Source organism: Marinobacter sp. NFXS11, assembly GCF_040148675.1.
Taxonomy (GTDB): Bacteria; Pseudomonadota; Gammaproteobacteria; order Pseudomonadales; family Oleiphilaceae; genus Marinobacter.
In genome coordinates, this window is the sequence record NZ_JAGDDV010000001.1 from 1,714,697 (window position 1) to 1,741,240 (window position 26,544).

The following is a 26,544-nucleotide window of genomic DNA, read 5'->3' on the forward strand; positions in this document are numbered from 1 at the left end:
TGCTACTGACGTATCAACCTTGGCCCGGCATCGCCACGGATTTCCGTGCTTCGCCACGGATTGATATCCAGCCCGCCCCGCCGTGTATACCGGGCAACCACTGTAAGCGACTCCGGGTTGCATCGCCCCATCAGATCGGTAAACACCGTTTCTACGCAATGCTCGTGGAAATCCTGTTTCTGCCGGAAGCTCACCACATAACGCAACAAACCGCCCCGATCAATTTTCGGTCCGGTGTAGCTTATGAGGAGGGTCGCCCAGTCAGGCTGCCCGGTTACCGGGCAGTTGCTCTTCAGCAGATGGGAGCAGAGCCGTTCTGTCACCACCCCCCCACTCACTGCAAGCGCCTCAGGCGCGTATTCAAAAACCACTTCGCTGACCGGCTCGTCATCAATGAGCTCGAAGCCCTCTGGCCGGCCAATCGCTTCACCGGATTCGTCAACGCTCAACAGATTAACCTGAACAGCTCCGCCGCAGGCGCTGGAAAGATCCTGGGTAATCACCTCCGCGACCTGCTCCCGAGAAGAGTAGATCGCCTGGTTCAACGAGTTGAGGTACAGTTTGAGCGATTTGGACTCAATGATTGCGGGCGAGGCCGCCGGGAAAACAATCTCCGCCCAGGCAACGTCCGGTAAGCCGCTTGGACGCAGCCAGGAGATTTCCCAAGCCTGCCACAGATCCTCGCCAAACCATGGCCAACGGCCATCCTCCAGACCAAGGCGGCGGCGATTTTCCTCTCTCGCCACCGGGAACAGCAGCCCAGGATCGTAGCTGTCCGGGTAGTCGCTTGTCTTGCCAAGCGGGGCGTCGTTAAGTGCCATAGTGGTTCCTGAAATCAGTGGCGAATGCCTTTACCACGCTCCAGCATTCTGAGAGCAATGAATGCCAGCACGGAGATGAAAGCCAGAATCATACCAAGAGAAACAAACGGATTAACGTCTGACACGCCCAGAATGCCGTACCGGAAGCCATTGACCATGTAGAGGATAGGGTTGACCATGGATACGCCCTGCCAGAACCCCGGCAGTAAATCGATGCTGTAGAAAACGCCGCCCAGATACGTCAGCGGCGTCAATACGAACGTGGGCACAATAGAGATGTCATCAAACTTGGTCGCCAACATAGCGTTGATAAAGCCACCCAGGGCGAACAGTGCCGAGGTCAGAAATACCGTCAGAACCATCATCGGCAAGTTGTGGATCGACAGGCGGGTAAACGCCAGTGACAACAGCGTGACAATCAGGCCGATGCCGAGGCCACGTGCCATGCCACCCGTCACATAGCCGGCCAGGATCACCCAGTTCGGTACCGGCGACACCAGAAGCTCCTCGATGCTGCGCTGGAACTTCATGGAGAAAAACGAAGACACCACATTGGCGTAAGAACTGGTGATCACCGACATCATGATCAGCCCCGGCACAATGAAAGACATGTAGTCGAAGCCGCCCATCTCCCCGATTCGGGAGCCGATGAGGTTGCCGAAAATAATGAAATACAGGGTCATGGTGACTGCGGGCGGCAACAGGGTTTGCGCCCAGATGCGGGTAAACCGGCGTATCTCCCGGACAACGATGGTACTGAAGGCGGTGAAGAGCGCTTGTGGAGTCATGCTGCACCCTCCACGGTTTGAGTTGACTCCGCAGCGTTCTCTTCGACCATTCGAATAAACAGTTCCTCCAGCCGGTTAGCCTTGGTCCTCATGCTGACCACTTTTATGCCCAACCGCTCAAGCTCCACGAACACCTGGTTGAGCCCCTGCCCTTTCTGCACTTCCACCTCGAGTGCACCTTCTCCGTCCAATCGAGTCGGGAAACCATTCAGGTCAGGCGCGTCATCAAGGCTCTTCTCGGTGTCCAGGACAAAGGTTTCCAGGCTTAGTTGCTGCAGCAGGGCCTTTTTGCTGGTGTTTTTCAGGATCTTGCCATGATCGATAATGGCAATATTGCGGCAAAGGGCTTCCGCTTCCTCCAGATAATGGGTGGTCAGGATAATGGTGGTGCCCTGACGATTCATTTCTTCCAGAAAGGTCCACATGGACCGACGAAGCTCAATATCCACGCCAGCAGTCGGCTCATCCAGGATCAACAGCTTGGGCTCATGAACCAGGGCCCGGGCAATCATCAGACGACGCTTCATACCGCCGGACAGCATGCGTGCCGGGGTGTCCCGTTTCTCCCAGAGTCCGAGCTTTTTCAGATACTTTTCAGCCGATGCCGAGGCCTGTTTCAGAGGAATTCCGTAGTAGCCCGCCTGTGTCGTGACAATGTCGAAGACTTTCTCGAACTGGTTGAAGTTGAACTCCTGCGGCACAACACCAAGGTTCAACTTGGCGTCCGAGAGATGGGTGTCGGTGTCACATCCAAACACCCGCACCTTTCCCGCTGTTTTGTTTACCAGGGAGCAAACGATACCCAGGGTGGTCGATTTGCCGGCCCCATTGGGCCCCAGCAAGGCAAAGAAATCCCCCTCGGCGACGTGCAGATCAATCCCCTTGAGAGCCTTGAAGCCGTCACCATAGGTTTTGGTGAGGCCCTCAATTTCCAGTGCATTGGTCATAACTCATCCCGATTCGGTGAAAAACGGCAAAGAACGGCCCTCGCCGCCAGCCAGAATTTAGATTGCTATTTATTGTGACAAAGTCGCTGATTTCAAGGCCCTTATCGGCCGGAGGCATCCCCGGACCAATAATGGAAACTGCGACAGGAATCCCGATATGAGGCAAATCACGCCCCTATAATGCGGTTACAACAATTTACAAAAGGGGCTGCTGCACGCTGGGTGCAGGCGCGCTGAAACGAAGGGAATGTACGACCAACCATGAGATCCGTTCACCGCACCCGACTTACGTTCACCCTGCTGGGCGCACTTGTTCTCTCCGGCTGTCTGGATGACGGCGGAGGCTCCGGCGACGACACGAGCACCGGCCGAATCAATTTCAATGGTTTTAACGGTCTTTCCTATCAGACCGCCAGTCAGTCCGGCACCACCAACACAGCGGGAGAATTCCGCTACTACCCCGGCGAAACCCTCACGTTCAGGGTTGGAGAGCTGCCGCTGGTTAGCGATGTACCGGCCAGGCAATACGTAACCCTGCTCGAATTTTTCGAGACCACCCGCACGGGGCTGCAAACGCCAATGGTGGATGATGAGGGCTTGAGCACCCACACGCTGACTGAGCAAAACGTTCTGGAGAATACAACGCTGATGAACCTGTCCCGGTTCCTGATGCTCCTGAACTGGAGCCAGAATGTTGCTGAGGGCGATGGTATCGATATCCGCGACCGGGTTATTACGCAGTTGAACGCGGCCCTTCCGGGCCTGACAGCGCCGATTGATTTCAGTGTCAGCGAATCCGAATTCACGGCCAACAACCCGATGTCTCCCGCCAACCAGCTGCTTGCCGCGATCTGTTTTTACCCCGAGGACGATGAACTCTGTGAAGAGCCGCCCACCCAGGAGGAAATCGACAACGCACCGCCACGACCGGAGAATGATGAGGATCGCGATCCTGACATTGAATACAGTGAAGACCTGCAGGCCAAAAAGGACCGAATCGAAAATGCCGTGCGAACCATGGAAGACATCGATTCGGAGGATGCCCAGACCTATCTCACTCGGGAACTCAAGGCGATAAGTACAACCGTCGCAAACCGATATTTCCTGGATGAAGACGTTGCCAGTCATCCGGCCACTGATACAGCCCTGAAGCAGGTTGCGGTTCGAAAAATAGGGGGCGGACTTTCCCTGGCGGAGCTGGAGGCCATCAGCACACGCCCGCAGGATATCCAGATAAATTCAGCCGACTGGCAGAGCGGAGAGGTGGAGTATTTTGTCGCTGGTCCCTCCGGCGGTGAGTCCGAGCTGCTGCTCAGCTTCCGTCCGGAGGATACCTATCGGTGGGTTCGCAAACAGCTGCGAGTGCTTATCCGCTGATCAGGCGCGAGAGGCTCCAGCGTGATTCCACACCGGTCACGTCGTAATAGGAAGGATCAAGCCCTTCCGTACCGTGCGGCAGACAATCGCGGACCCGCACGGTTTCTGGCGCTTCCTTGCCTTCATTGTATCTGGCCAGATCAATAATTTTGGCTGTTTTCAACGGCCTTGAGGCAGCATCGGTCATTACCATTACCCGCGGCCACAAACGGCGCTCAGGGGAATGGGAAACCACAATACCGCGCTGACCATCGGTCAGCTCGACCAGACTCCCGGTGGGATAGATACCGATTGCCTGGATGAAGTTCTCGACCAGGTCCTCCTGGAACTCGATATTGCGCATTTCATAGAGCAGCGTGACCGCTTTTGCCGGCGTCATCGGCTCGGCATGAGACCGGGGCGCTATGAACGATTCGAAAAATTCCGCGATACCGGCAACCTTGGCCAGCAATGGAATCCGATCGCCGCGGACACCCTCCGGAAAGCCGGAACCGTTATGACGTTCCCGATGCCCCTGAACCACACTCAGCACGGCACGGGAGAGCCCGCTGTTTTCAAGCATCCTGACTCCACGGCCAACGTAACTCCGGTAGGTCAGATACTCCTCTGAGCTTAACTGGCCTTCCCGCGCCAGCAACTCGGCAGGCAGCGTGGTCTTGCCCACCTGGGACAGCAGACAACCCAGGCCCAGATGGTTCAGAAGCCCCTCGTTCAACCCGAGATGGCGCCCACACACCAGGGCCCAGACAGAGGTATTCAGTGCATGCCGGTACAGGTAGCTGTCGTGAGCACGGGTGCGACTGAGCCACAATAGAGCATCTGGCTGGCGAACAACGCTACTCACCATTTTGCTGGTAATCGCAGCGATCGGCCGGAGATCGGGCACTCCATCGGCACGAAGTGTCTCGAAAAGCTGATCCAGCGCGCCTTCCATATCGTCAAGCAGGCGCTTTGAGGTTTTCATTTCCTTCTTGAGACTGGTAACGGTTTCATACGTCACTGGCTCGCGAATACTCAGAGGCGGCAACTGGAGCTGCTCCCGCCCACCCCTGCGCTTGCCTTGCAATGTTCCGAAAGCCGGCTTGCTTCCGCCTTTTACCTCTTTGGATTCCCTTGCTTCCGCCACATCGACCAGAACCCATTTGCAGTGGGATACCAGTGCACGAATGTCATCCTGGGACCGGATATGGAAACCCTGAATAGGAAAGGGGGTCTGATGCCATGGCCTGTCCAGATCAGACACGAACATGCCCACTTCCAGATCATGCACTGCGACTTTTTTCTGTTGGACACCCACGGGCCACCTCACACAACAAACTTTTCGATGGCTACCATTCTGACCGAACCGCCGGAAGACACAATTACAATATCGTATCGCCAGGTAACCCAAACGCGACAAAACGTAACGCTAATGTTCAACAGGAAACAAAATGTAGCAACGTGATGGGAGTCACATATCAACGTCAGAAAGTGTCACTCTGCGTCACATACCGATTCATCAAATTCAGGCAACCGGGAACGCATTGAACCCCGCGGCGCCTTCCGGACATAAACCGTGTATGGAACTGACGAGGCTCTCAGATAGTCAAGGTTCAGGGCGTCATCACTCTCACCCTCTGCCACGACGGCAGGGCTACAGGACACCAGCAACTCCAGTTTCCCTTCTATTTTTGCAATACGGGCATCCGGATCCGCCGGATTGATGGACATGCAACTGATTGAGCCGCTTGCCGGCTGCCCTGTCTGCGCCACCAGATCCCGGCGCGCTTCGCCACAGGCACGAATACCCTCGCCGCAGCCTCTCGCCTCTTCGTCATCGCGGAGGCGCCAGACACGGTCGCTGCACTGGGTTTCCAGTTTCACGGACGTGGCTTTATCGCCGGCAAACCACCAACCAGGATACTCCGCGCTTTGCCAGGACAGCCGCACGTGTCTTGGCTCACCGGATGAATTCTCAGCCGGAAACATCGCAAAATGTGAGTAATAGCTGGCACAGCCCGACACGGAAACCAGGACAAGGCTTGCAATAATTGGCTTGTAAGCTCTGGAAAAGACTGAAAAGATCATCTGGCTGGTGCATCCCTGACAGCGGCTGGTTGAACACTGCCATTATCCACGGCAGGCGCAATCAATCCGCCTATCAGTCACCATTTTGATCAAACTGGAGGCCATACCCGTCATTGGTTTTGCGCACTACCACCATTTCAAGTATCGGTGCGGGAACAGGTAACCCCTGTACCTGCACGGTAACTGTATCGCCAAGGCTTGGCGCAAATGGCTCAGTGTCGACAACGATAAAAACGCCGCCGTCGGAGATATCGCGGGTCGAGAATATAAACTCGCCCAGCTCCTCATGAACCACCTTTACTTTCGCACTCATTGCCGTGCGTATGTGCTCTCTTCGATCGTTCCCATCCATCTGAGGATTCCACTACTTTTTGCATAGTTTTTATAGTCTTCCGAAGCATAACACCATTTTCAGAAAAATATGCCAACGGAGAGATTGACTATGGAGTCAATGGAAATGAGAATGGTTGACGTTTTTAAAAACTTGCCAATCCTGGCAAAGGCTAATCAATACTGGAAACACCCGAAAGGATGGGATTATGCGAATGAAACTGGCTGCTACCGCAGCAATCGCCCTCTCTGCCATGCCCATGGCCGCCTCGGCAGATGGCGAGGTCAATATCTACTCATACCGTCAGGCATATCTGCTCGAACCGCTGCTGAACGCTTTTGAACAGGAAACCGGCATCAAGAGCAACGTGGTCTTTGCCAAACAGGGTCTGGCCGAGCGACTGGAGCGCGAGGGCCGCAACAGCCCGGCAGATGTGGTGATGACCGTGGACATCTCCCGTCTCAACGAGCTGGTAGAACGTAATCTGGTTCAGAACGTAGACAACGAGACTCTGGAAGAGAACATTCCGGAAAACCTGCGCCACCCCGACGGCAAGTGGTTTGCTCTGACCACCCGAGGGCGCCTGATTTTCGTTTCCAAGGACCGCGTTGAAGAAGGTGAGATCACCACCTACGAGCAACTGGCAGACGACAAGTGGAACAACCGTATCTGCACTCGCAGCGGCAAGCATCCCTACAACATCGCCCTGTTCTCCTCCATGATCGCCCACCATGGTGAAGCCGAAACCGAGAAGTGGCTGGAAGGCCTTAAAGATAACCTGGCCCGCAAACCCCAGGGTGGCGACCGTGACCAGATCAAGGCCATTGCCGAGGGCGTATGCGACATCTCCATCGGTAACAGCTACTACTACGGAAACATGCTGCAGGACGAAAACCAGCGTCCGATCGCCGAGCAGGTTCGTCTTGTATTTCCGAACGCTGAAGGCCGGGGCACTCACGTAAATATCAGTGGTATTTCGCTGACCAAGAGCGCGCCGAACCGCGAGAACGCCATCAAACTGATGGAATTCCTGTCTTCACCGAAAGCCCAGCGTATCTACGCCGAGGCCAACACGGAATACCCGGCAAACCCGGAAGTTAAGCCTTCCGGACTGGTTGCCGAGTGGGGTGACATCAATCCCGACAACCTGTCACTGCAGGAGATTGCAGATAACCGCAACGCCGCAGTCAAACTCGTTGACCGCGTCGATTACGACGGCGAGTAATCGCCAACAGTGAGGGTGGTTTGACCACCCTCACATGCCCTTCGGCGGGCGCTTCCTTCTTCCGGTATGACACCAGTCGTTGCAGGCATCAGGTCAGGTGACTACAATCTGCAGCCTTCAATTGGGCAGACTCCACATCCAGGCGCAGGGACACTATGAGCGAGGCCGCAACCAGCGTTAATCCAGGGCTATCCCAGCCCCTGCTGGCTAAGCGTACCTCTCCGAAATGGATGATCAGCGCCCTACTGACCACCGCCATCGTCGCCCTTCCGGTTCTCTCCGTTATTTTTCTGGCGTTTTTTCCCGAAGAGAACATCTGGCCACACCTGATCCAAACCACACTTCCCCGGTACCTGACAACCACGCTCAAACTGATGATTGGGGTGGGCGCGCTTACCCTGGTTATAGGCCTGGCGTCGGCCTGGGCAGTCACCATGTGCGAGTTTCCGGGCCGCAAATTCTTTGAGTGGGCGATGCTGCTACCATTTGCAGTGCCCGCCTACGTTATTGCCTATGTGTACACAAGTCTCCTGGACTACGCTGGCCCCGTTCAGGGTGCGTTGAGAGACCTTTTCGGGTGGAGCAGTGCTGCAGAATACTGGTTCCCGGAAATTCGCAGCCTCGAAGGCGCCACGCTGATGATCGGACTGGTCCTGTATCCCTACGTTTATTTGCTGGCCCGTGCTGCTTTTCTGGAGCAGTCCCCGTCTCTGTTTGCAGTCAGCCGCAGTCTCGGCCATTCCGCGCTCAGCACGTTCTTCAGGGTGGTTCTGCCCATCGCCCGGCCGGCGGTAGCCGTCGGTCTGTCTCTGGTGCTGATGGAAACCCTGAACGATTTTGGCACCGTGGACTTCTTTGCCGTTCAGACCCTGACCGCCGGCCTGTTTGATACCTGGATGAACCTGGGCAACCTCGGCGGGGCAGCTCAAATAGCCACCACAATGCTGATCTTCGTGGTAATCCTGGTTACCCTGGAACGCTATTCCCGGAGACGCCAGCAACAGTTCGCAGCCCGGGACAACCGTGAGCCGATCCAGCGTTTCACCATGTCCTTTCCGCGCCAGATGATTTGCGTGGCCGTGTGCGCATTGCCGGTGCTGTTCGGGTTTGTGATTCCCGGAGCCACGCTCGGCCTCTACGCCTGGGAATATTTTGGCGAAAGCTGGAACCCGGATTTTGTTCGCAACACCTTCAACAGCTTGTTCCTCTCTGGCACGGCAGCGCTCACCACTCTGCTGATCGGTGTCACGCTCGCCTACAGCCGACGCCTGCACAACACTCGCAAAATGCAGGTACTGATGCGTCTTTCCAGCCTGGGCTATGCCATGCCCGGAGCAGTGCTCGCCGTTGGCGTGATTGTACCCCTGGCGGGTTTTGACAACTGGCTGGATGGCCTGATGCGGGACGTATTCGGAATCAGCACGGGCCTGTTACTGAGTGGCTCGGCCTTCGCCCTGGTGTTTGCCTACACCGTGCGATTCCTTGCCGTTTCGGCGGGCAGCGTGGAGAGTGCGTTGCAGAAGATTACGCCGAGCATGGACATGGCGTCCCGCTCTCTGGGCCACACCCCGGGCAACACCCTGGTCAGGGTTCACTTGCCAATGTTGCGAGGCACACTGGTAACAGCGGCGCTGGTGGTTTTCGTGGATTGCATGAAGGAATTGCCGGCCACCCTGATACTCAGGCCCTTCAACTTCGAGACACTGGCGACCTACGTGTACCAGTTTGCCTCTGACGAGCGCCTGTACCACAGCGCCCTGCCCGCACTGATTATTGTTCTGGCCGGCATCATTCCGATTATTCTGATGAGCCGCTCAATCTCCAACAGCCGGTCAATTGCCTGACAAGCTCAGAACGTTACCCGGCTTTTCACATCCTGAACCACGAACCGCCCCTGGAAAACCGCCACAGGATCCCCCTCAGGCATTGTGTTTGGTTCACCGCAAAAAACCTCAGCCGTCAGATCCAGCCTTCCTTTGCCATGCCGAGCCAGACTTTTGCGAAAACGTTCCGGCACCTCCTCACCGGGCAGTCGGCAGATCACATAGAAATCGGAAGACACGGGCTCGAGGTAGTCGATATTCCCGCTCTGCACCACCACATTGCCCTTCAAGCCAAGATCCCATAATGCCAATTCAGTCAGGCCCCAGGCCGCAGTAACCGCCGCAGAATACACGCTGCCTCCGAACCCCGTGCCCTGGTGGTTCTTGTTGGGTTCCAGCGGCGCGCTGAGCAGCAGAGAATGGCCATCCCAGGAATGCAATTGAATCCCCAACGCCCGGGAAAGGGGAATTTCGTCCTGGATACGCTTCTGGAAAAGGGACAACTGGCTCATAACATCCTCCTGATATCCTTCCAGTTTAGGCCCGCTTCACCCTTTTCCCTATGCGACTTATGTCGGTTTTTTCCACTACAAAAAAGGCCCGGCAGAGCCGGGCCAAAACATCTTCACCTGTAATCGAAAGCTTTACTGCCAAATAACCGGCTGACGCTGCGCATACCACTTGTCGACTTTCTCCTGGTATGCGTCTTCAACCACATTACGCTTGAGCTTCATCGTCGGCGTAAGGAAGCTGTTCTCGATCGACCACTCGTCGCTCACCACCGTGATGAACGCCAACTGCTCGTGTGGATCCACAGTCTTGTTCACATCAGCTATCAGCTTTTTGAAGCTCTCTTCAATCTCCTGCCGAAACGCCTCATCCGCCATTTTTGGTCGAGCCTCTTCGCCCAGCATTATGAGGGCAAAGGGCTGGGTCTGATTGGCACCGGAGACACACACCATCTCGATGGCATCGTGGGACATCAGGCGGTTCTCGATGGGCGCAGGGGCAATGTACTTGCCCTTGCTGGTTTTGAAGATTTCCTTGATGCGACCAGTGATCTTGAGCCGGCCCATCTCATCAATCTCACCCTTGTCGCCAGTCTTCAGGAAGCCATCCTCTGTAAAGGTCTCCCGGGTTTTCTCCTCGTCCTTGTAGTAGCCCATCATGGTGGCCGGGCTCTTGATCTGAATCTCACCCTCCGGGCTGATACGGGTTTCAACCCCCGGCGCGGACTCACCAACGTAACCTGTTCTTGATCGCCCTGGCTTGCTCATGTGGGAATAGGCAAAGTTCTCGGACATGCCGTAACCTTCCAGCAATTCGAGGCCAAGGTTGCGGTACCAGTCCAGAACGTCGCTCGCCAGGGGCGCCGAGCCACTGCCCGCCAGTTTGACCTTGTCGAGCCCAAGCCCCTTGAGGATCTTCTTCTTGATCAGTTTGTTGACCACCGGAATCTTCAGCAGCCGATCCAGCTTCTTCTTCGGCAGCTTCTGGAGCACACCGTGCTGGAATTTCACCCACAGGCGCGGTACCGAAAGGAACAGCGTTGGCTGGGCCCGCCGTAAATCTTCCACGAAAGTATCCAGAGACTCCGCAAAGAACAGGTGGAAACCGGCATAGAGCGACGCCAGCTCAACAAACGTACGCTCGAACACGTGAGCCAGCGGCAGGTACGACAACATGCGCTCCTCGGAGCTCACACCGAGTACCTCCATGCCTCCCTCTGCCGCATAGGCCATGTTGTAAAAGCTGAGCATGACGCCCTTGGGTTTACCGGTGCTGCCAGAGGTGTAGACGATGGTAGCCAGTTCGTCGGCATCACGCTGAACGTTTTCTTCCAGAGGCGGATACTTGGCGACAATATCGTCCCAGGTTTCGAAATCATTGGGAGGGCTCAGCGGGAAGGAGATGCAACGCACGGATTCTGGCACGCCCGGTTTCATCATGTCCCAGTCATCCAGCTTGCCGACAAACACCACCTCGCACTCGGCGTGGTTAAGGATGTAATTAACGGTGTCGGAATTCAGGGTGGGATACAACGGAACGGAAATGTGACCGGCCATCCAGATGGCCCAGTCGGTCATGATCCAGTGGGCGCAGTTCTTGGAGATCAGGCCGATGCGGCTCTTCTCAGGGAGGTTCAGCGATTTGAGGTAAGACGCCATGCGCCGCGCCTCATCCACCGCCCGACCCCAGGTATAGTCGACCGTCTTGCCGTCGCCGATGGGCTGGGTCATGTATACGGAGTTCGCCTTGGCCTTCTCCCAGTGATAAACCATATCCAGGGGAAGCTTGTTTGTTGTGTCCATGGACCTTCCTTGCAGTTCGTTATTCGAGTTATAGATGACTTATTATTAGACTTTCGTAGGGTATTTCAACATAGTATGAGCGGTCAAAACGTGACACAAGCAAAATAATTTCCAACTGCATCTATTGCAAGCAAAACGCCGCCACCGGCAACATCCCCTACCCCTTGAACCCCTTGCCTGTGGTAAACTTCCGCCTCTTCAGATTCGCAACATATCAGTTAACCTACCCGGAGATGGGCATATGGCCAAGACAACCCTGCGCACCCTGTTCGGTGCCACCCTGCTGGCGTTGGCAACACTTGTTCAGGCACAGGAACCCCGTGTTGTAGCCATCACACAGATTGTGGAGCACCCGGCACTGGACGCCGTCTACCAGGGCATAAAAGATGAACTCGCCGAGCGCGGCTTCAAAGAGGGCGACAACCTCGAAGTGATGCACGAAAGTGCCCAGGGCAACTCTGCCATTGCCTCCCAGATTGCCCGCAAATTCGTTGGTGAAAGTCCCGACGTGATCGTGGCGATTGCAACGCCTTCCGCGCAAACCGTTGCCGCTGCGGCCCGCAATACACCGGTAATTTTCTCCGCTGTGACCGACCCGCTTGGTGCCAAGCTGGTAAGTAATCTGGAGGCGCCTGGCGCCAACATTACCGGCGTAAGCGACATGCTGCCCATCGACAAACACCTGGACATGCTGCAGCGCGTAATGCCCGATGCAAAACGCATTGGCACGGTATACAACCCGGGCGAAGCCAATGCCGTTTCCCTGGTGGAACTGCTGGAAGAGCGCCTCGCGGCTCGTGGTCTTGAACTGGTAAAAGGTGCTGCGACCAAAACTTCCGAGGTTCTGGGCGCAGCCCGCTCCCTCGTGGGTAAAGCAGACGCCATCTACCTGACAACAGACAATACCGTGATCAGTGCTGCCGAAGCCGTTATCTCTGTCGGAGAGCGCGCCAGCATTCCGGTATTCGCGGCAGACACCGCTACCGTTGAGCGCGGTGCCGTTGCAGCACTCGGGTTTGATTACTACGACCATGGCCGCCAGACCGGTGTGATGGTTGCCCGGGTATTGAATGGCGAGAAACCTGGCGAAATGGCGGTTGAAACCATGGAAAAGCTGGACCTGTTCGTGAACCCGGCCGCCGCAGAGCGCATGGGCATCACCCTGTCAGATGATGTAATCGCAGACGCGAAGAAAGTCATCAACAGCGCCAAGTAATCCCCCTGAACCCAACGGGCGGCCCTCACAAGGGGCTGCCCGTTTTATCATTGGTGATACCCGACCATGCTGAGTAACATCGCTCTTTATGGTGCCATTGAGACCGGCCTGATCTACGGCCTGGTCGCCTTCGGCATCTACCTCTCCTTCCGGGTGCTGGATTTCCCGGATCTCACTGTAGATGGCAGCTTTCCCCTCGGCGCGGCCGTTGCCGCCGTACTGATCATTGAAGGCTGGAACCCGTGGTTAGCCACAGGCTGTGCCGTCATGGCCGGCATGGCCGCAGGCGCGGTAACGGCCCTGCTGAATGTGAAACTCAACATTCTGAATCTGCTGGCCTCGATCCTGACCATGATTGCGCTCTATTCAGTCAACCTGCGCATCATGGGCCGCCCCAACGTGGCCCTGCTAACCGAAGAAACCGTGCTGACGCCCTGGTACGACCTGGATCTGGCCTACCACCAGGTACCGGTGCTTCTTTTCGTTATTGTGGTCTTTGTTGCCCTTATCCTGCTGTGGCGTTTCATGAAATCCGAAACCGGCCTGGCCATGCGAGCCACTGGCGCCAACGCCAGAATGGCCCGGGCACAGGGCATCGCCACCGGCGCCATGATTGTTCTCGGCGTCGCCGTTTCCAACGGCCTTGTCGGGCTTGCCGGTGCGCTCTTCGCCCAGAGCCAGGGTGCAGCCGATGTCACCATGGGCGTTGGCGTGATCGTCATTGGCCTTGCCTCCCTGATTGGCGGTGAAGCCGTGGTGACTCCCTCTACCGTGGTACGCGCGCTCATCGCGTGCGTGGTGGGCGCAATCATCTACCGACTGGCCATTGCCTTCGCTCTGAATGCGGATTTCCTGGGACTGCAGGCCCAGGATCTGAACCTGATTACCGCGGTTCTGGTCACCCTGGCCATCGTGCTGCCCGGCGTGCGTTCTTCGATTGCCGCCAAACTTTCCCGCAATTCTCCACGCAAAGGCGCCTGAGGAGGCAAAATGATCAGTGCAACCGATCTCCGGCTTACCTTTGGCAAGGGCACACCACTGGAAAACCCCGCGCTCCGCGGTATGAGCCTGACCGTTAACCAGGGAGAGTTCGTCACGGTAATAGGCAGCAACGGCGCCGGCAAATCCACCTTCCTGAATGCCCTGGCCGGCGAAGTGTTGGTAGACAGCGGCGAGATCATCGTGGACAACCTGGACGTAACCAAACTCCCAACCCACAAACGGGCCGGCCGTGTTGCCCGGGTATTCCAGGACCCGCTGGCCGGTACCTGCGAGGGCCTCAGCATCGAGGAAAACCTCGCCCTGGCCATCAAACGTGGCCAACGCCGCGGCCTCACCAGCGCCGTAAAGAAGCAGTACATGGAACAATTCAAGGACAGCCTCTTGTCCCTGAATCTGGGTCTGGAAAAACGTCTTGGCGACAAGATGGGCCTGCTCTCCGGGGGTCAGCGCCAGGCCGTGAGCCTGCTGATGGCGAGCCTCACGCCCTCGAGCATCCTGCTGCTGGACGAACACACGGCCGCGCTGGACCCGAAAACCGCTGCATTCGTGCTGGAACTCACCACCAAGATCATCGAAGAGCAGAAGCTCACCGCACTGATGGTAACCCACAGCATGAAGCAGGCACTGGAAGTCGGCAGCCGCACGGTGATGCTTCACCAGGGCCAGGTGGTGTTCGATATCGCAGGCAAAGACCGCGAAGGTCTGGAAGTGAAGGATCTGCTCGAGCTGTTTGAAAAGCAGCGTGGGCTGGAAGTGGACGACGACAGCCTGTTGCTGGGCTGACAGAAAAACGGGGGCCTGATTGGCCCCCGTTTTCGTTTTCCACACAAAAGTATCAGTGGCCGTAGATCCTCATCGCCGTGTTGGTCACTGCAAGATCATCGAGGAAAACACTGCCAATCGTTTGCTGCCCCACTATCACCTCACGTATACCGACATCGGCTCTGAATTCCGCCATGTCGATTGCCAACGCCGAATCCGTTCCTGAAAAACGGCTGCCCTCGTAAACATCAAGCTCGACCTCCGCAAACAGATCCAGTGGGCTTGGACGTCGGAGATCATAGTCGGCACCGGTTACCTGCAAACCGCGAACGCCAAGCGCAAGAAACGGAACGTCAAAATCCATCACCTCAATCGCAAACGCGCCACGGAAATTCAGCACATCGGTAGCCGTATCGATCTCAATGGATCCACGCCCGATCGCACCCTCAATGAACATATTGTCCATTAAGGTTGTCTGCTGATTGCTTCCATCGGTGCTCAACAGCTCCCACGCTCCCGTGGTGACACGGAAATCGACGGCAGCGAACTGAATTGGTAAAAGGTTGATTACAGCGTCGCCGTCCGAATAGACATCGATATCGATTTTGATGTTATCGAGACGATCCGTACCAGTCGGCCCGGTCAGTCCGTTGTATCCGAAGAAATCTGTCCGCTCGGCGCCGCCAATGCTGATATTACTCACGGAAAGTGAGCCCTCGTCGGTGTACACAAAACGGTCAAGATCAATCTTTGTTTCCAGCTCGATGGTCACACCGGCCTGGCCGGTGATCATGCCCATCGCCGAGTCATCCAGCATCTGGATCTCGGCTACGGCTGCAGGTGGAACACCCGCAACGCAGAGCGCTAGCAAGGTAGGTTTCAGGCCTTTCATTATTATTTCCTTGTTTTTGGTCTCTTTCACATCCTGTGGGCCACTGCAGTTTTCGACACCACGTCCATACTTTAGCGACACGTTCAAACCGGGTACGTGCAGGGGTCACAATTCATGTGACTTTCCTATCTGATCTGGGGCAGTGGCCTAGGGCCTGGTTAATTTTTAAACCACAACATGTAGTGGTTTTGAACCTTTAGCCCCAAACCGCTGTTTTAGAAAAAATTTCCCGGATTCAAGCCGGTTTTGATTGATTTTCTTTGCCTCGAAGCGTCTATCAATAGTTGCGTTCTTATTCACAGAACACTATATCCTGTTATACTCATCTCGAATTCAACCCATATCTAGTGGTTAAAAAGAAAACAGGCCCAAGGCCAAAGACACGATTCTCAAGGGGAGTGGCGCCGCCGGTACAAGGACTGGTGCCACAAAAAGAAGACATACCGGAAGACAGAGGGTGGAAATGAACGCTAAGGCACAGGCAGTGGTAACGACAATCCCGATGCAGGAAGCCTCGATCGACATCTGGCACAGCAAATACCAGCTGAAGACCAAGACTGGCGATCCCGTAGACAAGGACATCAACGCAACCTACGAACGCGTTGCCAAAGCCCTTGCCGAGGTAGAAAACAAATCCGTGCGCACCCAGCACATGAAGAACTTCATCTGGGCCCTGCAGAACGGCGCCATCCCCGCCGGCCGGATTACCTCCAACGCCGGTGCCGAAGCGCACAAGCCGGCAACGTCCACCATTAACTGTACCGTTTCCGGCACCGTTCAGGATTCCATGAACGACATCCTGGAAAAGAACCACGAAGCCGGCCTTACCCTCAAGGCAGGTTGTGGTATCGGTTATGAATTCTCCACCCTGCGCCCGAAAGGCGCTTACGTCGCCGGCGCCGGCGCGACTACGTCCGGCCCGCTGTCGTTCATGGATATCTTCGATCGCATGTGTTTCACCGTGTCCTCTGCCGGTGGCCGCCGCGGCGCGCAGATGGCGACCTTCGATGTGCACCACCCGGACGTAATCGACTTCATCCAGGCCAAGCGTGAAGATGGCCGCCTGCGCCAGTTCAACCTCTCGCTGCTGATCACCGAAGATTTTATCGAAGCCGTGCGCAACAACGACGACTGGCACCTCTCCTTCCCGGTTACCCAGAAAGAAGTGGAAGACGAGGAGCTGGACCTGAGCGACGAGAGCCAGTTTGTCTACCGTGATTTCCCGGAGCAGAAAGGCTATGTGGTGAACGGTGAAGGCAAAGTCGCCTGTCGCATCTACCGCACCCTGAAAGCCCAGTTTATCTGGGATACCATCATGACCAGCACCTACGACTACGCCGAGCCGGGTTTCATCCTGATCGACAAGGTCAACCAGATGAACAACAACTGGTTCTGCGAAGACATCCGTGCCACCAACCCCTGCGGTGAGCAGCCCCTGCCCCCGTACGGTAGCTGCCTGCTGGGCTCCGTGAACCTGACCATGTTCGTGGACTACCCGTTCACCGACAAGGCCAGCTTTAACTACGAGAAGTACCGCAAGGTTGTGGCCATCTTCACCCGTATGCTGGACAACGTGGTTGAGATCAACGGCCTGCCGCTGGCTGAGCAGCGCCACGAAATTACCTACAAGCGCCGCCACGGTATGGGCATCCTTGGCCTGGGTTCCACCCTTGCCATGCTGCGCATGCCTTACGGTTCTGCAGAATCCGTACAGTTCACAGAAGAAGTCGTGCGTGAAATGGCCGTTGAAGGCTGGCGCCAGTCCCTCGCCCTGGCCGAGGAAAAAGGCGTTGCGCCGATCATGGACGACGAGTTCGAGATTACCCCGAAAATGCTCACCAAGTGCCCGCAGCTGTCTGAAGACGGCTACAAACTGGGCGACAAGGTGAGAGGCCGCATCCTGCACGCCAAGTACAGCAAGTACATGCAGGAAATTGCCAAGGTAGAGCCGAAACTGGTGGAAGAACTGGCCGAGAAAGGTGGTCGCTTCACCCACCACACGTCCATCGCGCCGACCGGTACCATCAGCCTGTCACTGGCCAACAACGCCAGCAACGGCATTGAGCCGAGCTTCTCGCACCACTATGCGCGTAACATCATCCGCGAAGGGCGCAAGACAAAAGAGAAAGTCGACGTATTCTCCTTCGAGCTGCTTGCGTACCGCCATATGGTGAACCCGGGCGCCATGCCGTTCTCCGATGATGAGGACAAGAAGCTGCCGGCCTACTTCACCACCTCCGACGATGTAACGCCGTCGCAGCACGTAGACATCCAGGCTGCCGCCCAGAAGTGGGTAGATTCCTCGATTTCCAAGACCGCGAACGTTCCGACAGACTTCGCTTATCAGGACTTCAAGGACATTTACCTCTACGCCTACGATATGGGCCTGAAGGGTTGCACCACCTTCCGCTTCAACCCGGAAGCCTTCCAGGGCGTACTGGTGAAAGAGAAGGATCTGGAAAACACTCTTTACGAGTTCACCCTGGACGATGGCAGCAAGGTCACCCTCAAGGGCAACGAGCAGGTAGAGTACGACGGCGAAATTCACAACGCCGCCAACCTGTTTGACGCGCTTAAAGAAGGCACCTACGGCAAGTACTGATCCGGGAACCGACACAGGACAACGAACATGACAGTTAAAATCAGCAACAAAATCGTCGGCTACCGCGTAAAGAAGGCCGACCCTGAAGCAGCCGCCGAACACCAGGCACCGGTGCACGCAGAAACCAAGCCCGTTCAGATGAACGAATACATCGAACGGCCGGACTTTCTGCTGGGCACCACTTACAAGATCAAGCCGCCGGTAGCCGAACACGCGATGTACATCACCATCAACGACATCCTGCTCAACGAAGGCACCGACCACGAGAGCCGGCAGCCGTACGAAGTGTTCATCAACTCCAAGTCGATGGAACACTTCCAGTGGGTTATCGCCCTCACCCGCGTTATCTCTGCGGTATTCCGAAAGGGTGGCGACGTGACCTTCCTCGTGGAAGAGCTGCGCAGCGTGTACGACCCCAATGGCGGCTACTTCAAGAAAGGCGGCGTGTTCATGCCCTCCCTGGTCGCTGAAATTGGCGCCGTGATCGAGAAACACCTGAAGGCCATCGGCCTGTTGGAAAGCGAGGAAATGAGCGAAACCACCAAACGCATCCTCGCCGAAAAGCGCGCCGAGTTTGAAGCCAGCCACAGCACGGCAACGAACGATGAAAAGGCCAGCGACTTCCCGCCCAACGCCACCATGTGTGGCAAGTGCAGCACCAAGGCGGTAATCGTGATGGACGGATGTGCGACCTGCCTATCCTGCGGCGATAGCAAGTGCGGTTGAGGTGATTGAATGCACTAAGTGACGAGAAGGCCTGGAGTAAGAACTTCGGGCCTTTTTGTTTTCTGCGAAGTAATGATCACGCTGACCGAAACTCAGCTGACACAGGGAAAACAGTCGTAGTAATCGTTTGTATCCAGTGACTTCAATCGGGACTGGGCTTTAGGAAGTTTTCTACTTTGAGTCAGCGAGTGAGAGACATCAAATTCTTTTTGCGGTACTCGGTGGGGGTGCAACCGACTTGTTTGCGAAAAGCAGTATTGAATGTTGATTTCGAGTTGAACCCCACCTCATAACAGATCTCAGAAACACTCTGGGCTGTGTCATTCAGCGCTTCACAAGCCGCTTTGATACGGTAACCATTGACCCACTCATAGAAATTCGAACCGGCACATAGATTGATGGCAGCCGACGCCTGATGAGTCGTGGTGCCACAAGTCTCGGCGAGAGTTCTAAGGGTCAGTGTATTTTCTCTGAAAAGCCCCTTTTCCATGGCGTGCCCAAGTTCTTTGAAAAGAGTTACGTCGGTCTCGTCAACAAGCGCTGGATTGCTTTGTTCAGTTGATCCCTGTGATGCCAACGGGACAGCGGCCGTTCGCTGTATGTGCATGGGTGGGTGAGCATGGGTCAACAGCAGGTAGGTTAGATAGGCCGTGGTTGGCGCCAGTACAAAGGCGACGGAAAAGCTTTCACCAATGACAAAGTAGACAATGATTCTGAAGGTCATACTGGCAGCGATAATCAACTGGATGAGCTGAAGATGTCTCACCCACTCACGCACAGCTGCCTTGCGAGTATTGATGCCCTTTTTTCGTTGCAGCCACCAATAAAAGAGACTGGAAGCACCAATAACGGCCAGATAGGAATTGCCATAAAGCGTGATCGGTTGCCAGAGCGATTCAGCAATTCTGCCCTGAAACATCCAGTAAACCTTGAGTTCCCCCGGCATGCTCCAGAAAGGTATCGCAAGCACAGCGACCAGAATCATCGGAGCGGCATGTAGCCACCAATCCCCGGTCTTGTTCAACGCGTTATCGCCCTGAATGGCTCGAATATAGCCGAAGATACAGAAAGGCATCATCACGATAAGCGGATCGAACAGCTTGAGAAAGAACGGAAACCGTTCCATCAAATTGCTGGCCTGGTACATGAATTCCAGAGACTGAAGGATAACGAGGCACACCAGAGCAAGCAGGTATGCCATTGGAAGCCTGTCCTGCTGCCTGTTCACAAACCAGCTCAAACTGGCGAAAAGCAGGATAACCCCGATGCAAAGGCATATCAGTGCGACAGTTCCCGTCCAGTAATTCATCTCGTCTCCACGTGCGAATCGATCGATTCGAACTCACAGGCTTTTGTTTTTTAACGTTAAATAAAAAAATATTCGAATCTATCGATGCGGACGACCCAATCCGACGGATGCCGTTAAATAGACCTCGCAGAAACACAAAAACAACGAGGACTCCTCTATGGAAATTCGCTCAAGCACTGCCCTTCTCGTACTTGGCACGATTATTTTATCAGGCTGCAACGGTGGGTCGGATAACGCAAGTGCTTCGTCACCATCGGATCAGGCTCCGCCCTATCAAGCTGATATCCGCTACACCGCGTATGGGGTGCCTCACATTACCGCAAATGATTATGGCTCTCTCGGCTACGGTGTTGGCTATGATCATGCAAGAAACAATCTCTGCACACTGTCCGAACAGTTGGTCAAACTGAAATCCCAGAAGTCCCGTTACTTCGGGCCTGGCGAGCAGAATGGAAACCTGCTGACGGACGTTGGCTACAAGGCTCTCGATTATCCGGCCCAGGCCGCTGAATTATTCAAAGAACTGTCTCCCACGTCCAGCGAACTTTTGAAGGGTTACGCCGCAGGCTTTAATCGCTCTCTGGCGGAACGTCAGGGTCCCGGGGACTACCCATCACCCTGCCGCGGTGCCGAGTGGGTTGAGCCAATATCGGCCCAGGACTTGCTCGCCTACCAGTTGGATCTTGCGGGCCTGGCCAGTTCCCGGAACTTCATCAAGGCGATCGCCGCCGCGCGTCCACCGGCCTCCAATACAGCCACATTCAACGTGCAGCTGGATCCTGCCAAAGTGTTTACTTCGGAAGGCATTGGCAGCAATGGCTGGGCTCTGGGGAATGAAAAAACCGAAGGTGCCAACAGTATGCTGTTGGGGAACCCGCATTTCCCCTGGGATGGCGAGCTGCGTTTTTACCAGAACCACCTGACCATTCCGGGCGAACTTAATGTCAACGGCGTCACGATGATTGGTTTGCCGGCGGTGGTGATTGGTTTTAATGACAATCTGGGATGGACTCACACAGTCTCCCAATCCAAGCGGTTTACCCTGTATCAACTGGAACTCGATCCCGCTGACGCAACCCGTTATAAGTACGATGGTAGCTACCGTGATATGGCGACAAAAACCGTGGAAATAACGGTGAAACAGCCGGATGGTAGCCTTGCTGATTACAGTCAAACAGTCTATTTAAGCCACTATGGCCCAGTCGTGAATCTGGCGTCTTTATCGCCATCTTTGGGTTGGAGTGAACAGTCTGCAGTTGCGTTTCGGGACGCCAATCTGGGCAATACCCGGATGCTGGATCAGTGGCTTGCGATGGGCAAGGCAGACAGCCGTGAGACGTTCTTCAAGGCGTTTGAAGAGAATCAGGGCATTCCCTGGGTAAACACCCTGATGATCGACCAGGAAGGTACCGCCAATTATGTTGACGGCACACTGGTACCCAACCTCACTCCACAGGCCAAGCAATACTGGCGAGAAGCATCGCAGTCTCCGCAATTGGCGCCAATCTGGCAAGATGGTGCCGGCAGTGTCCTGCTGCCCGGAAACAGTTCCGTTTTCGAGTGGGTGGATACCGGTGAAACTCTGTCACCCGGATTAGTTCCGTTCGCCAACGCGCCGCAACAGACCCGCAACGACTATGTCTTCAATGCCAACAGCAGCCACTGGCTCTCGAACCTTGAGCAACCGCTTGAAGGTTTCAGTATTCTTTACGGGCCGGAAAAGACCATTCGCAGCACACGCACTCGTTTCAATGCAAAGCTGATCACTGACACCAGCAGTTCCGGGCTGGCCGGTTCAGACGGCCGCTTCTCCCTGGAGGAGCTCAAGAGTGTGATGACTCACAATGGCTCGCTGTTCGGTGGTGAGTGGAAAAACGCTCTGACCCAGCGTTGCACCAACTACCCGACGGTTAACTATCAGAGCGCAGCATTCAATCTCACCGCTGCCTGTCAGGTCTTGATCAACTGGGATGGCCGCTACAACACCAATAGCACGGGTGCGCACCTGATGCGGGAGTTCCTTGCAGCGTTTCGTGTGTCGGGCCACCGGGAACTGGACGACGACCTGTTTGCATCGGGCTTTGATCTCAATGCGCCGGTAACAACGCCATCCGGTCTGGCGCCGATCGACCCTGTTGACGCGACCAATGATCCGGTGCTTCAGGCGCTGGCGGCTGCGGCGGCAAGGTTAGAGGACAATGATCTTTCGCTGAATGCCTCTTTGGGTTCGCTGCAGTATGTCCTCAAAGCTGAAGGTGAGCAGCCTATTCCTGTCTCAGGGGGTTATTCGTTTGAAGGCGTGTTCAACATGGCAGAGACCAAAGCCAATTCCCGAAGCACGTCGGACCTGGCGAACACGCTGACGGGCCAGCCCATTCAGGGTAGCCCTCTGTTCGCACTGGACGAAGACGCCGATGGTCAGGATGAACTGGCTTACCGGATTAACTATGGCTCCAGCTTTGTAATAGCGCTTCAGTACACGGATGAAGGCCCTACCGCTGATATGTTCCTCAGCTATAGCCAGGACCATGATCCCGAAGCAGAACACTTCAAAGATCAGACACAGCTATACAGCGATCTGAAGTGGCGACCGATTCTGTTTAACGAAGAAGACATTGCCGCAGCGGTGGTGGAGACCATTAATTTGCGTGAGTGATTCAGGCGCCTGCGGCCCTTCATCGGGGCCGCTTCTCATAAGACTGTAACCAAAACTCCATTTCGAGGCCTTGGGGCGAGTGTTGCGAATTGCTGCAAGGACAAACGTCCGACCCAGCCAGATATCAACGGAAAGCCGAAACGATGAACCCTGAAATCTGTGCGTCAACGCCTTGGCAGCCAACGGAGTTGGTCAACACTCTGCTGTCCAGGAATGCCCGGAATGTGGTTTGGCACTGGATTAGCCAGAAACAGTTTCTGGATATTCATTCACAGCCCAGATCTCTCTTTTTTCAAAGTTCTGACGATGCCGATTTCAACAGTTTGATCAACCAGGTCCAGCCCGATCTTGCCGCCGCCGTTGTGTTTAACGAGTTATTGCGCAAAGACATTGTGGTAAAACATGATGATGGCCGCTTGCTACTTCGTCGAAGTGCTTATGTCTCCGGCGCAGCTTTCGTTGGGCTGCATGACTGTAGGTGTAATGACGCCATCAAGGGGTAAACTGAAAAGTGACCATAACTGCGGAGGCAGTGACTATTCAATTTAACCCGGCCCTTCACTCATGCAATAACCGGAAAACGCTTATGACAGCCTACGTTATCGGAAACATCACCGTAAAAGACCCCGACAAATGGGCAGAGTACCGCAGCCTGGTTCCGGAAACGCTAGCGCCCTGGGGTGCGGAACTGGTGCTTCGGGGTAAAGAGGCGAGGGTGATAAGCGGGCAATATCGGCACACCGATACAGTTGTTATCCGCTTTCCGGATGCGGGTTCCGTCGCCGATTGGCACAACTCCGCTGCCTATCAGGCATTGGTGCCGTTACGCACCAAGGCGGCGGATGTCGATCTGGTGACTTTCGAGGCCGATCAATAACTACTGCCACCGCCAGCACTCTGGCGCTTATACTGGATAGCAAACCACCAGAGAAATGCCATGGAACCCGAATCAACAACACTGAGCATGACCGTGCTGATGACGCCGGACAAAGCCAATTTCTCCGGCAATGTGCACGGCGGCACCCTGCTGAAGTATCTGGATGAAGTCGCTTATGCCTGCGCCAGCCGTTACGCGGGGACCTATGTTGTTACCCTGTCCGTCGACCAGGTGATGTTCCTTCAACCCATCCAGATTGGCGAGCTGGTCACCTTTCTGGCCAGTGTGAACTTCACCGGCCGTACCTCAATGGAGATCGGCATCAAGGTGGTTACCGAGAACATTCGCGACAAGTTGGTTCGCCATAGCAACAGCTGCTTTTTTACCATGGTGGCGGTTGATGACAACGGCAAAGCCGTCGAAGTGCCGCAACTGGTTCCGCGCACCGATGATCAGATCCGGCGATTTGCCAACGGCAAGGAACGCAGGGCCATTCGTGCCGAACTGGAGGAACGCTACAAGGCGCTGCATAAAAAATGAGTCCGGTGCAAATAACTGAAGCAGATTTATTTTTTCGAATTTGAACGTGACGTGGTCGTAGTAGATTTACTCGCTCTCACAATGATCATTTGCTAACGTGCAAAGCGTCCAGGAGGACGTTATCTCTCAGTAAACAAAAGGAATTGGATCATGGATCACAGTGACCGTGAGTATGTCTCTGCTGCCATCAACTTTTTCTGGGGCGATGGCACGACCTCACCTGAATCCGTCAATGAACGATCCGCTGAGGTCGTCTATACCGCAGTAACCGAGTCGCAATCGTGCTCAGCTTCCATGGACCTGGTTCCCAGACCGACCGGCGGCAAGCCAGGAATCTCCTATATCGTGAAGCAAGTGGCTGGCATCGGTAAAAACATCGCTTCCGGTAACAGTCAGACTTATTACATTTGCAAGCTGCAAGTCAGCCAGAATTTCCGCTCTGAAATCCACATGGCATTAAAGGGAATTTGAGATGTTCAAAATTGGATTGATCGCTGTTGTTTTAAGTTTGTCCGTTGCTGTTCATGCCGGTAACCGAATCGAGCTTGTGTACTCGGACTTGAGATTCAGCATTCCGGCGGGTTTCACCGCTGTTGGCGATATTGGCGACAGCCAGAACATGTTGATCTTCCGATACGGCGACGAGCACGGTAAACGATTCCTGGCATTCGCAGACATGACCCACGATGAAACATTGGAATACGGCTGCCCAGCGGGCACTTTCTTTGAGGCTGTCTTCTTTGAGACAGCGGCAGCCGATTGTGACCAGATGTTGATCGGGGCCATGCACGAGAATTTTGTCAGTGGCAGAGATGTTGCCACCTGGACGCAGGATTCCTATTCACTCGCCTACTCCGACCACGGGAACAAAGCCTTCCTCTTTGTGATCGGCAAAGATGCAAAGCTGCTAAAGATTGACTCCGATTTTCTTGATGGCGAATCCCTCAAGCGCATCGCTGAAGACATTTAATTCCAGCAACAAATAAATCAAGGAAGATTATGAGACTATCCCCCCTCCCCCTCATCGTTCTCTGCCTGTTTATGGGCTTCACCTTTTGGGTGATGGCCGGCGCCGAGCAATCGCTCCTGGCCTTCGGCGCCCAGTTGATGTCGAGCCCCGATACCGCACAGGTTGTTATTGATCTCTACATTCTCGCGGTATTGGCTTGCATCTGGATGTACCAGGATGCCAAACGTCGAGGCAAAGGATTGGTTTACCTGATGCCGTTTTTCGTTCTGACAGCAGTGTTTGTCTCCGCAGGGCCCTTGCTGTATCTGGCTCTTCGAGGTGGGCGCGAGACTGAAACCGGCAGGCTTTAACCGTAAGCCTCAGCCAAATCAGCGTCGGCCATCTTTGAGCACCCGAGCTACAATGCTAACGTTGAGTGGTTTCAGTCAGCCAGACTTCGGAGGGCCCCATGGCAGGCGGATGGTCTCGTGATGGTGCGGTTCAGGAACAGATCGACGCAAGCGTTGAGGATGAAATCCAGCGCGCACGCAGCCAGTTGGCCAAAGGCGAGAGTGCCGAGGAATGCGATGAGTGCGGAGCACCAATTCCAGAGGCCCGGCGCAAGGCCATTCCCGGTGTTCGTTTGTGCATTGACTGCCAGTCGGCCCATGAAAAGGAGCACAGCCAGTCTGGCGGCATCAATCGCAGGGGCAGCAAGGACAGCCAGCTGCGATAGAGATGGCCCACAAAGTAGCCTGGGCGTCGGTTAAAGAGGAATACCACAAGGGGGGCGACAGGTGGGTCAGAGGCAAATCCCGACAATGAGTCGCCATTGTATTCCCTCCCGGAGTAGCGATTGAATATGGACATTTCAATCGAACCGGGGCGGGTTGATCATCTTGATGGCATTCACGCTCTGGTCCTCGAATGGGGTTACACAGCCAGCAGGCTCCGAACGAAAGAATGGCTCGAGGCAATCGCTAACTCTCCCGACCATCAGCTTTTCGTCGCCCTTTCCGGGGGTTTGGTCGTTGGGTGGATAGCAGTGGAAAAGCGCCTGTTCCTCAGCGAGCTGTTTGTCGCGGAAATTACAGGCCTGGTTGTAGGCTCCCGCGCACGGAGGGCTGGCATCGGCCAGTTATTGGTCCAGTCTGCTGAAGACTGGTCCAGCTCTATGGGACTCCCGCGGGTGGTGGTACGCTCTAATGTAGCGCGCCTGGAGTCTCATCGCTTTTATCCGGCGGTTGGTTATACGCAATCCAAAACAACGCATGTCTACACCAAAGACCTCAAGCAGCCCGGATCGGAGCCCTGAACGCCCC

General features: G+C 55.3%; 28 protein-coding genes. 18 read left to right on the top strand and 10 right to left on the bottom strand.

The features are described from left to right. Window positions 1–2 precede the first annotated feature (2 nt). Genes queF through J3362_RS08015 form a run of 3 tightly spaced genes read right to left on the bottom strand, consistent with a single transcriptional unit; the run spans window position 3 to window position 2,556 of the window. Window positions 3–821 carry an NADPH-dependent 7-cyano-7-deazaguanine reductase QueF gene (queF, locus tag J3362_RS08005; RefSeq protein WP_349519042.1) on the bottom strand — a complete coding sequence of 273 codons (819 nt, stop codon included), beginning with the start codon at window positions 819–821 and terminating at the stop codon, window positions 3–5. Between the two features lie 14 nt (window positions 822–835). After that, window positions 836–1,609: an ABC transporter permease gene (locus J3362_RS08010; RefSeq protein ID WP_349519043.1), complete on the bottom strand. Its 774-nt coding sequence runs from the start codon at window positions 1,607–1,609 to the stop codon at window positions 836–838. Next, window positions 1,606–2,556 (bottom strand): ABC transporter ATP-binding protein, encoded by a 951-nt coding sequence (locus J3362_RS08015; protein ID WP_349519044.1) that lies wholly within the window; start codon window positions 2,554–2,556, stop codon window positions 1,606–1,608. Before J3362_RS08015 ends, J3362_RS08010 begins: the two co-directional genes overlap by 4 nt. Window positions 2,557–2,817: 261 nt before the next feature. Between J3362_RS08015 and J3362_RS08020 the strand changes: the two genes are divergently transcribed. Then, window positions 2,818–3,933 carry an organic solvent ABC transporter permease gene (locus tag J3362_RS08020; protein ID WP_349519045.1) on the top strand — a complete coding sequence of 372 codons (1,116 nt, stop codon included), beginning with the start codon at window positions 2,818–2,820 and terminating at the stop codon, window positions 3,931–3,933. On the opposite strand, the gene J3362_RS08025 is transcribed toward J3362_RS08020, so the two are convergent. The 3 genes from J3362_RS08025 to J3362_RS08035 all read right to left on the bottom strand — a co-directional run bounded on the left by J3362_RS08025 (window position 3,923) and on the right by J3362_RS08035 (window position 6,352). After that, complete coding sequence (locus tag J3362_RS08025; RefSeq protein WP_349519046.1) at window positions 3,923–5,230, bottom strand: cyclic di-GMP phosphodiesterase; 1,308 nt, start codon at window positions 5,228–5,230, stop codon at window positions 3,923–3,925. The genes J3362_RS08020 and J3362_RS08025 overlap by 11 nt on opposite strands. Window positions 5,231–5,406: 176 nt before the next feature. After that, window positions 5,407–5,862 (bottom strand): hypothetical protein, encoded by a 456-nt coding sequence (locus J3362_RS08030; RefSeq protein ID WP_349519047.1) that lies wholly within the window; start codon window positions 5,860–5,862, stop codon window positions 5,407–5,409. A gap of 211 nt (window positions 5,863–6,073) precedes the next feature. Beyond that, a complete protein-coding gene (locus J3362_RS08035) occupies window positions 6,074–6,352 on the bottom strand; it encodes a PilZ domain-containing protein (protein WP_349519048.1) in 279 nt (92 codons plus the stop codon). 187 nt (window positions 6,353–6,539) lie between these two features. Here J3362_RS08035 and J3362_RS08040 point away from each other — a divergent pair, with 187 nt between their 5' ends. Both J3362_RS08040 and J3362_RS08045 read left to right on the top strand, forming a co-directional pair. Further along, window positions 6,540–7,556, top strand: coding sequence for a Fe(3+) ABC transporter substrate-binding protein (locus J3362_RS08040; RefSeq protein WP_349519049.1), 1,017 nt, complete (start codon window positions 6,540–6,542; stop codon window positions 7,554–7,556). 155 nt (window positions 7,557–7,711) lie between these two features. After that, a complete protein-coding gene (locus J3362_RS08045; RefSeq protein WP_349519050.1) occupies window positions 7,712–9,400 on the top strand; it encodes an ABC transporter permease in 1,689 nt (562 codons plus the stop codon). A gap of 5 nt (window positions 9,401–9,405) precedes the next feature. Here the strand turns inward: J3362_RS08045 and J3362_RS08050 are convergent, their stop codons facing one another. Then, window positions 9,406–9,891 (bottom strand): thioesterase domain-containing protein, encoded by a 486-nt coding sequence (locus tag J3362_RS08050; protein WP_008174272.1) that lies wholly within the window; start codon window positions 9,889–9,891, stop codon window positions 9,406–9,408. Between the two features lie 132 nt (window positions 9,892–10,023). After that, a complete protein-coding gene (locus J3362_RS08055; RefSeq protein WP_349519051.1) occupies window positions 10,024–11,691 on the bottom strand; it encodes an AMP-binding protein in 1,668 nt (555 codons plus the stop codon). Window positions 11,692–11,932: 241 nt separating this feature from the next. On the opposite strand from J3362_RS08055, the gene J3362_RS08060 reads away from it, so the two are divergent. From J3362_RS08060 to J3362_RS08070, 3 genes are all read left to right on the top strand, one after another. Continuing rightward, window positions 11,933–12,907, top strand: a complete 975-nt coding sequence (locus J3362_RS08060; protein ID WP_349519052.1) for an ABC transporter substrate-binding protein — start codon at window positions 11,933–11,935, stop codon at window positions 12,905–12,907. Between the two features lie 66 nt (window positions 12,908–12,973). After that, the gene (locus J3362_RS08065; protein WP_349519053.1) at window positions 12,974–13,888 is read left to right on the top strand and encodes an ABC transporter permease; all 915 of its coding nucleotides are present in this window, start codon (window positions 12,974–12,976) and stop codon (window positions 13,886–13,888) included. Between the two features lie 9 nt (window positions 13,889–13,897). Continuing rightward, complete coding sequence (locus tag J3362_RS08070; protein WP_349519054.1) at window positions 13,898–14,692, top strand: ABC transporter ATP-binding protein; 795 nt, start codon at window positions 13,898–13,900, stop codon at window positions 14,690–14,692. Window positions 14,693–14,744: 52 nt separating this feature from the next. Here the strand turns inward: J3362_RS08070 and J3362_RS08075 are convergent, their stop codons facing one another. Then, window positions 14,745–15,563, bottom strand: coding sequence for a DUF6160 family protein (locus J3362_RS08075; protein WP_349519055.1), 819 nt, complete (start codon window positions 15,561–15,563; stop codon window positions 14,745–14,747). A 463-nt stretch (window positions 15,564–16,026) separates the two neighbouring features. Here J3362_RS08075 and J3362_RS08080 point away from each other — a divergent pair, with 463 nt between their 5' ends. Together J3362_RS08080 and J3362_RS08085 are read left to right on the top strand one after the other, a co-directional pair. Beyond that, a complete protein-coding gene (locus tag J3362_RS08080) occupies window positions 16,027–18,165 on the top strand; it encodes an adenosylcobalamin-dependent ribonucleoside-diphosphate reductase (protein ID WP_349519056.1) in 2,139 nt (712 codons plus the stop codon). Window positions 18,166–18,192: 27 nt separating this feature from the next. Beyond that, a complete protein-coding gene (locus J3362_RS08085) occupies window positions 18,193–18,891 on the top strand; it encodes a TSCPD domain-containing protein (protein ID WP_014576864.1) in 699 nt (232 codons plus the stop codon). A 181-nt stretch (window positions 18,892–19,072) separates the two neighbouring features. On the opposite strand, the gene J3362_RS08090 is transcribed toward J3362_RS08085, so the two are convergent. Continuing rightward, window positions 19,073–20,200, bottom strand: a complete 1,128-nt coding sequence (locus J3362_RS08090; RefSeq protein ID WP_349519057.1) for a helix-turn-helix domain-containing protein — start codon at window positions 20,198–20,200, stop codon at window positions 19,073–19,075. Between the two features lie 157 nt (window positions 20,201–20,357). On the opposite strand from J3362_RS08090, the gene J3362_RS08095 reads away from it, so the two are divergent. The 10 genes from J3362_RS08095 to J3362_RS08135 all read left to right on the top strand — a co-directional run bounded on the left by J3362_RS08095 (window position 20,358) and on the right by J3362_RS08135 (window position 26,537). Then, window positions 20,358–22,856, top strand: a complete 2,499-nt coding sequence (locus tag J3362_RS08095) for a penicillin acylase family protein (RefSeq protein WP_349519058.1) — start codon at window positions 20,358–20,360, stop codon at window positions 22,854–22,856. Between the two features lie 143 nt (window positions 22,857–22,999). Next, window positions 23,000–23,359 (top strand): hypothetical protein, encoded by a 360-nt coding sequence (locus tag J3362_RS08100; RefSeq protein WP_349519059.1) that lies wholly within the window; start codon window positions 23,000–23,002, stop codon window positions 23,357–23,359. An 83-nt stretch (window positions 23,360–23,442) separates the two neighbouring features. Next, complete coding sequence (locus tag J3362_RS08105) at window positions 23,443–23,733, top strand: DUF1330 domain-containing protein (RefSeq protein WP_349519060.1); 291 nt, start codon at window positions 23,443–23,445, stop codon at window positions 23,731–23,733. A 60-nt stretch (window positions 23,734–23,793) separates the two neighbouring features. Further along, window positions 23,794–24,273, top strand: coding sequence for an acyl-CoA thioesterase (locus J3362_RS08110; protein WP_349519061.1), 480 nt, complete (start codon window positions 23,794–23,796; stop codon window positions 24,271–24,273). A 150-nt stretch (window positions 24,274–24,423) separates the two neighbouring features. Next, window positions 24,424–24,744, top strand: a complete 321-nt coding sequence (locus J3362_RS08115) for a hypothetical protein (protein ID WP_349519062.1) — start codon at window positions 24,424–24,426, stop codon at window positions 24,742–24,744. Between the two features lies 1 nt (window position 24,745). Then, on the top strand, window positions 24,746–25,243 hold the full coding sequence (locus J3362_RS08120) for a hypothetical protein (protein ID WP_349519063.1): 498 nt from the start codon (window positions 24,746–24,748) through the stop codon (window positions 25,241–25,243). 29 nt (window positions 25,244–25,272) lie between these two features. Continuing rightward, window positions 25,273–25,593, top strand: a complete 321-nt coding sequence (locus J3362_RS08125) for a DUF2834 domain-containing protein (RefSeq protein WP_349519064.1) — start codon at window positions 25,273–25,275, stop codon at window positions 25,591–25,593. 98 nt (window positions 25,594–25,691) lie between these two features. Beyond that, window positions 25,692–25,958: a DksA/TraR family C4-type zinc finger protein gene (locus tag J3362_RS08130; RefSeq protein WP_041645172.1), complete on the top strand. Its 267-nt coding sequence runs from the start codon at window positions 25,692–25,694 to the stop codon at window positions 25,956–25,958. 2 nt (window positions 25,959–25,960) lie between these two features. Next, the gene (locus J3362_RS19815; RefSeq protein ID WP_502882424.1) at window positions 25,961–26,047 is read left to right on the top strand and encodes a ChaB family protein; all 87 of its coding nucleotides are present in this window, start codon (window positions 25,961–25,963) and stop codon (window positions 26,045–26,047) included. 37 nt (window positions 26,048–26,084) lie between these two features. Next, window positions 26,085–26,537, top strand: a complete 453-nt coding sequence (locus tag J3362_RS08135; RefSeq protein ID WP_349519065.1) for a GNAT family N-acetyltransferase — start codon at window positions 26,085–26,087, stop codon at window positions 26,535–26,537. The last annotated feature ends 7 nt before the right edge of the window (window positions 26,538–26,544 follow it).

Bases quoted from the DNA above. Each gene is read 5' to 3' on its own strand.
- queF (WP_349519042.1), bottom strand. From the start codon at position 821: ATGGCACTTAACGACGCCCCGCTTGGCAAGACAAGCGACTACCCGGAC.
- J3362_RS08010 (WP_349519043.1), bottom strand. From the start codon at position 1,609: ATGACTCCACAAGCGCTCTTCACCGCCTTCAGTACCATCGTTGTCCGG.
- J3362_RS08015 (WP_349519044.1), bottom strand. From the start codon at position 2,556: ATGACCAATGCACTGGAAATTGAGGGCCTCACCAAAACCTATGGTGAC.
- J3362_RS08020 (WP_349519045.1), top strand. From the start codon at position 2,818: ATGAGATCCGTTCACCGCACCCGACTTACGTTCACCCTGCTGGGCGCA.
- J3362_RS08035 (WP_349519048.1), bottom strand. From the start codon at position 6,352: ATGGATGGGAACGATCGAAGAGAGCACATACGCACGGCAATGAGTGCG.
- J3362_RS08040 (WP_349519049.1), top strand. From the start codon at position 6,540: ATGCGAATGAAACTGGCTGCTACCGCAGCAATCGCCCTCTCTGCCATG.
- J3362_RS08045 (WP_349519050.1), top strand. From the start codon at position 7,712: ATGAGCGAGGCCGCAACCAGCGTTAATCCAGGGCTATCCCAGCCCCTG.
- J3362_RS08050 (WP_008174272.1), bottom strand. From the start codon at position 9,891: ATGAGCCAGTTGTCCCTTTTCCAGAAGCGTATCCAGGACGAAATTCCC.
- J3362_RS08055 (WP_349519051.1), bottom strand. From the start codon at position 11,691: ATGGACACAACAAACAAGCTTCCCCTGGATATGGTTTATCACTGGGAG.
- J3362_RS08060 (WP_349519052.1), top strand. From the start codon at position 11,933: ATGGCCAAGACAACCCTGCGCACCCTGTTCGGTGCCACCCTGCTGGCG.
- J3362_RS08065 (WP_349519053.1), top strand. From the start codon at position 12,974: ATGCTGAGTAACATCGCTCTTTATGGTGCCATTGAGACCGGCCTGATC.
- J3362_RS08070 (WP_349519054.1), top strand. From the start codon at position 13,898: ATGATCAGTGCAACCGATCTCCGGCTTACCTTTGGCAAGGGCACACCA.
- J3362_RS08075 (WP_349519055.1), bottom strand. From the start codon at position 15,563: ATGAAAGGCCTGAAACCTACCTTGCTAGCGCTCTGCGTTGCGGGTGTT.
- J3362_RS08080 (WP_349519056.1), top strand. From the start codon at position 16,027: ATGAACGCTAAGGCACAGGCAGTGGTAACGACAATCCCGATGCAGGAA.
- J3362_RS08085 (WP_014576864.1), top strand. From the start codon at position 18,193: ATGACAGTTAAAATCAGCAACAAAATCGTCGGCTACCGCGTAAAGAAG.
- J3362_RS08090 (WP_349519057.1), bottom strand. From the start codon at position 20,200: ATGAATTACTGGACGGGAACTGTCGCACTGATATGCCTTTGCATCGGG.
- J3362_RS08095 (WP_349519058.1), top strand. From the start codon at position 20,358: ATGGAAATTCGCTCAAGCACTGCCCTTCTCGTACTTGGCACGATTATT.
- J3362_RS08100 (WP_349519059.1), top strand. From the start codon at position 23,000: ATGAACCCTGAAATCTGTGCGTCAACGCCTTGGCAGCCAACGGAGTTG.
- J3362_RS08105 (WP_349519060.1), top strand. From the start codon at position 23,443: ATGACAGCCTACGTTATCGGAAACATCACCGTAAAAGACCCCGACAAA.
- J3362_RS08110 (WP_349519061.1), top strand. From the start codon at position 23,794: ATGGAACCCGAATCAACAACACTGAGCATGACCGTGCTGATGACGCCG.
- J3362_RS08115 (WP_349519062.1), top strand. From the start codon at position 24,424: ATGGATCACAGTGACCGTGAGTATGTCTCTGCTGCCATCAACTTTTTC.
- J3362_RS08120 (WP_349519063.1), top strand. From the start codon at position 24,746: ATGTTCAAAATTGGATTGATCGCTGTTGTTTTAAGTTTGTCCGTTGCT.
- J3362_RS08125 (WP_349519064.1), top strand. From the start codon at position 25,273: ATGAGACTATCCCCCCTCCCCCTCATCGTTCTCTGCCTGTTTATGGGC.
- J3362_RS08130 (WP_041645172.1), top strand. From the start codon at position 25,692: ATGGCAGGCGGATGGTCTCGTGATGGTGCGGTTCAGGAACAGATCGAC.
- J3362_RS19815 (WP_502882424.1), top strand. From the start codon at position 25,961: ATGGCCCACAAAGTAGCCTGGGCGTCGGTTAAAGAGGAATACCACAAG.
- J3362_RS08135 (WP_349519065.1), top strand. From the start codon at position 26,085: ATGGACATTTCAATCGAACCGGGGCGGGTTGATCATCTTGATGGCATT.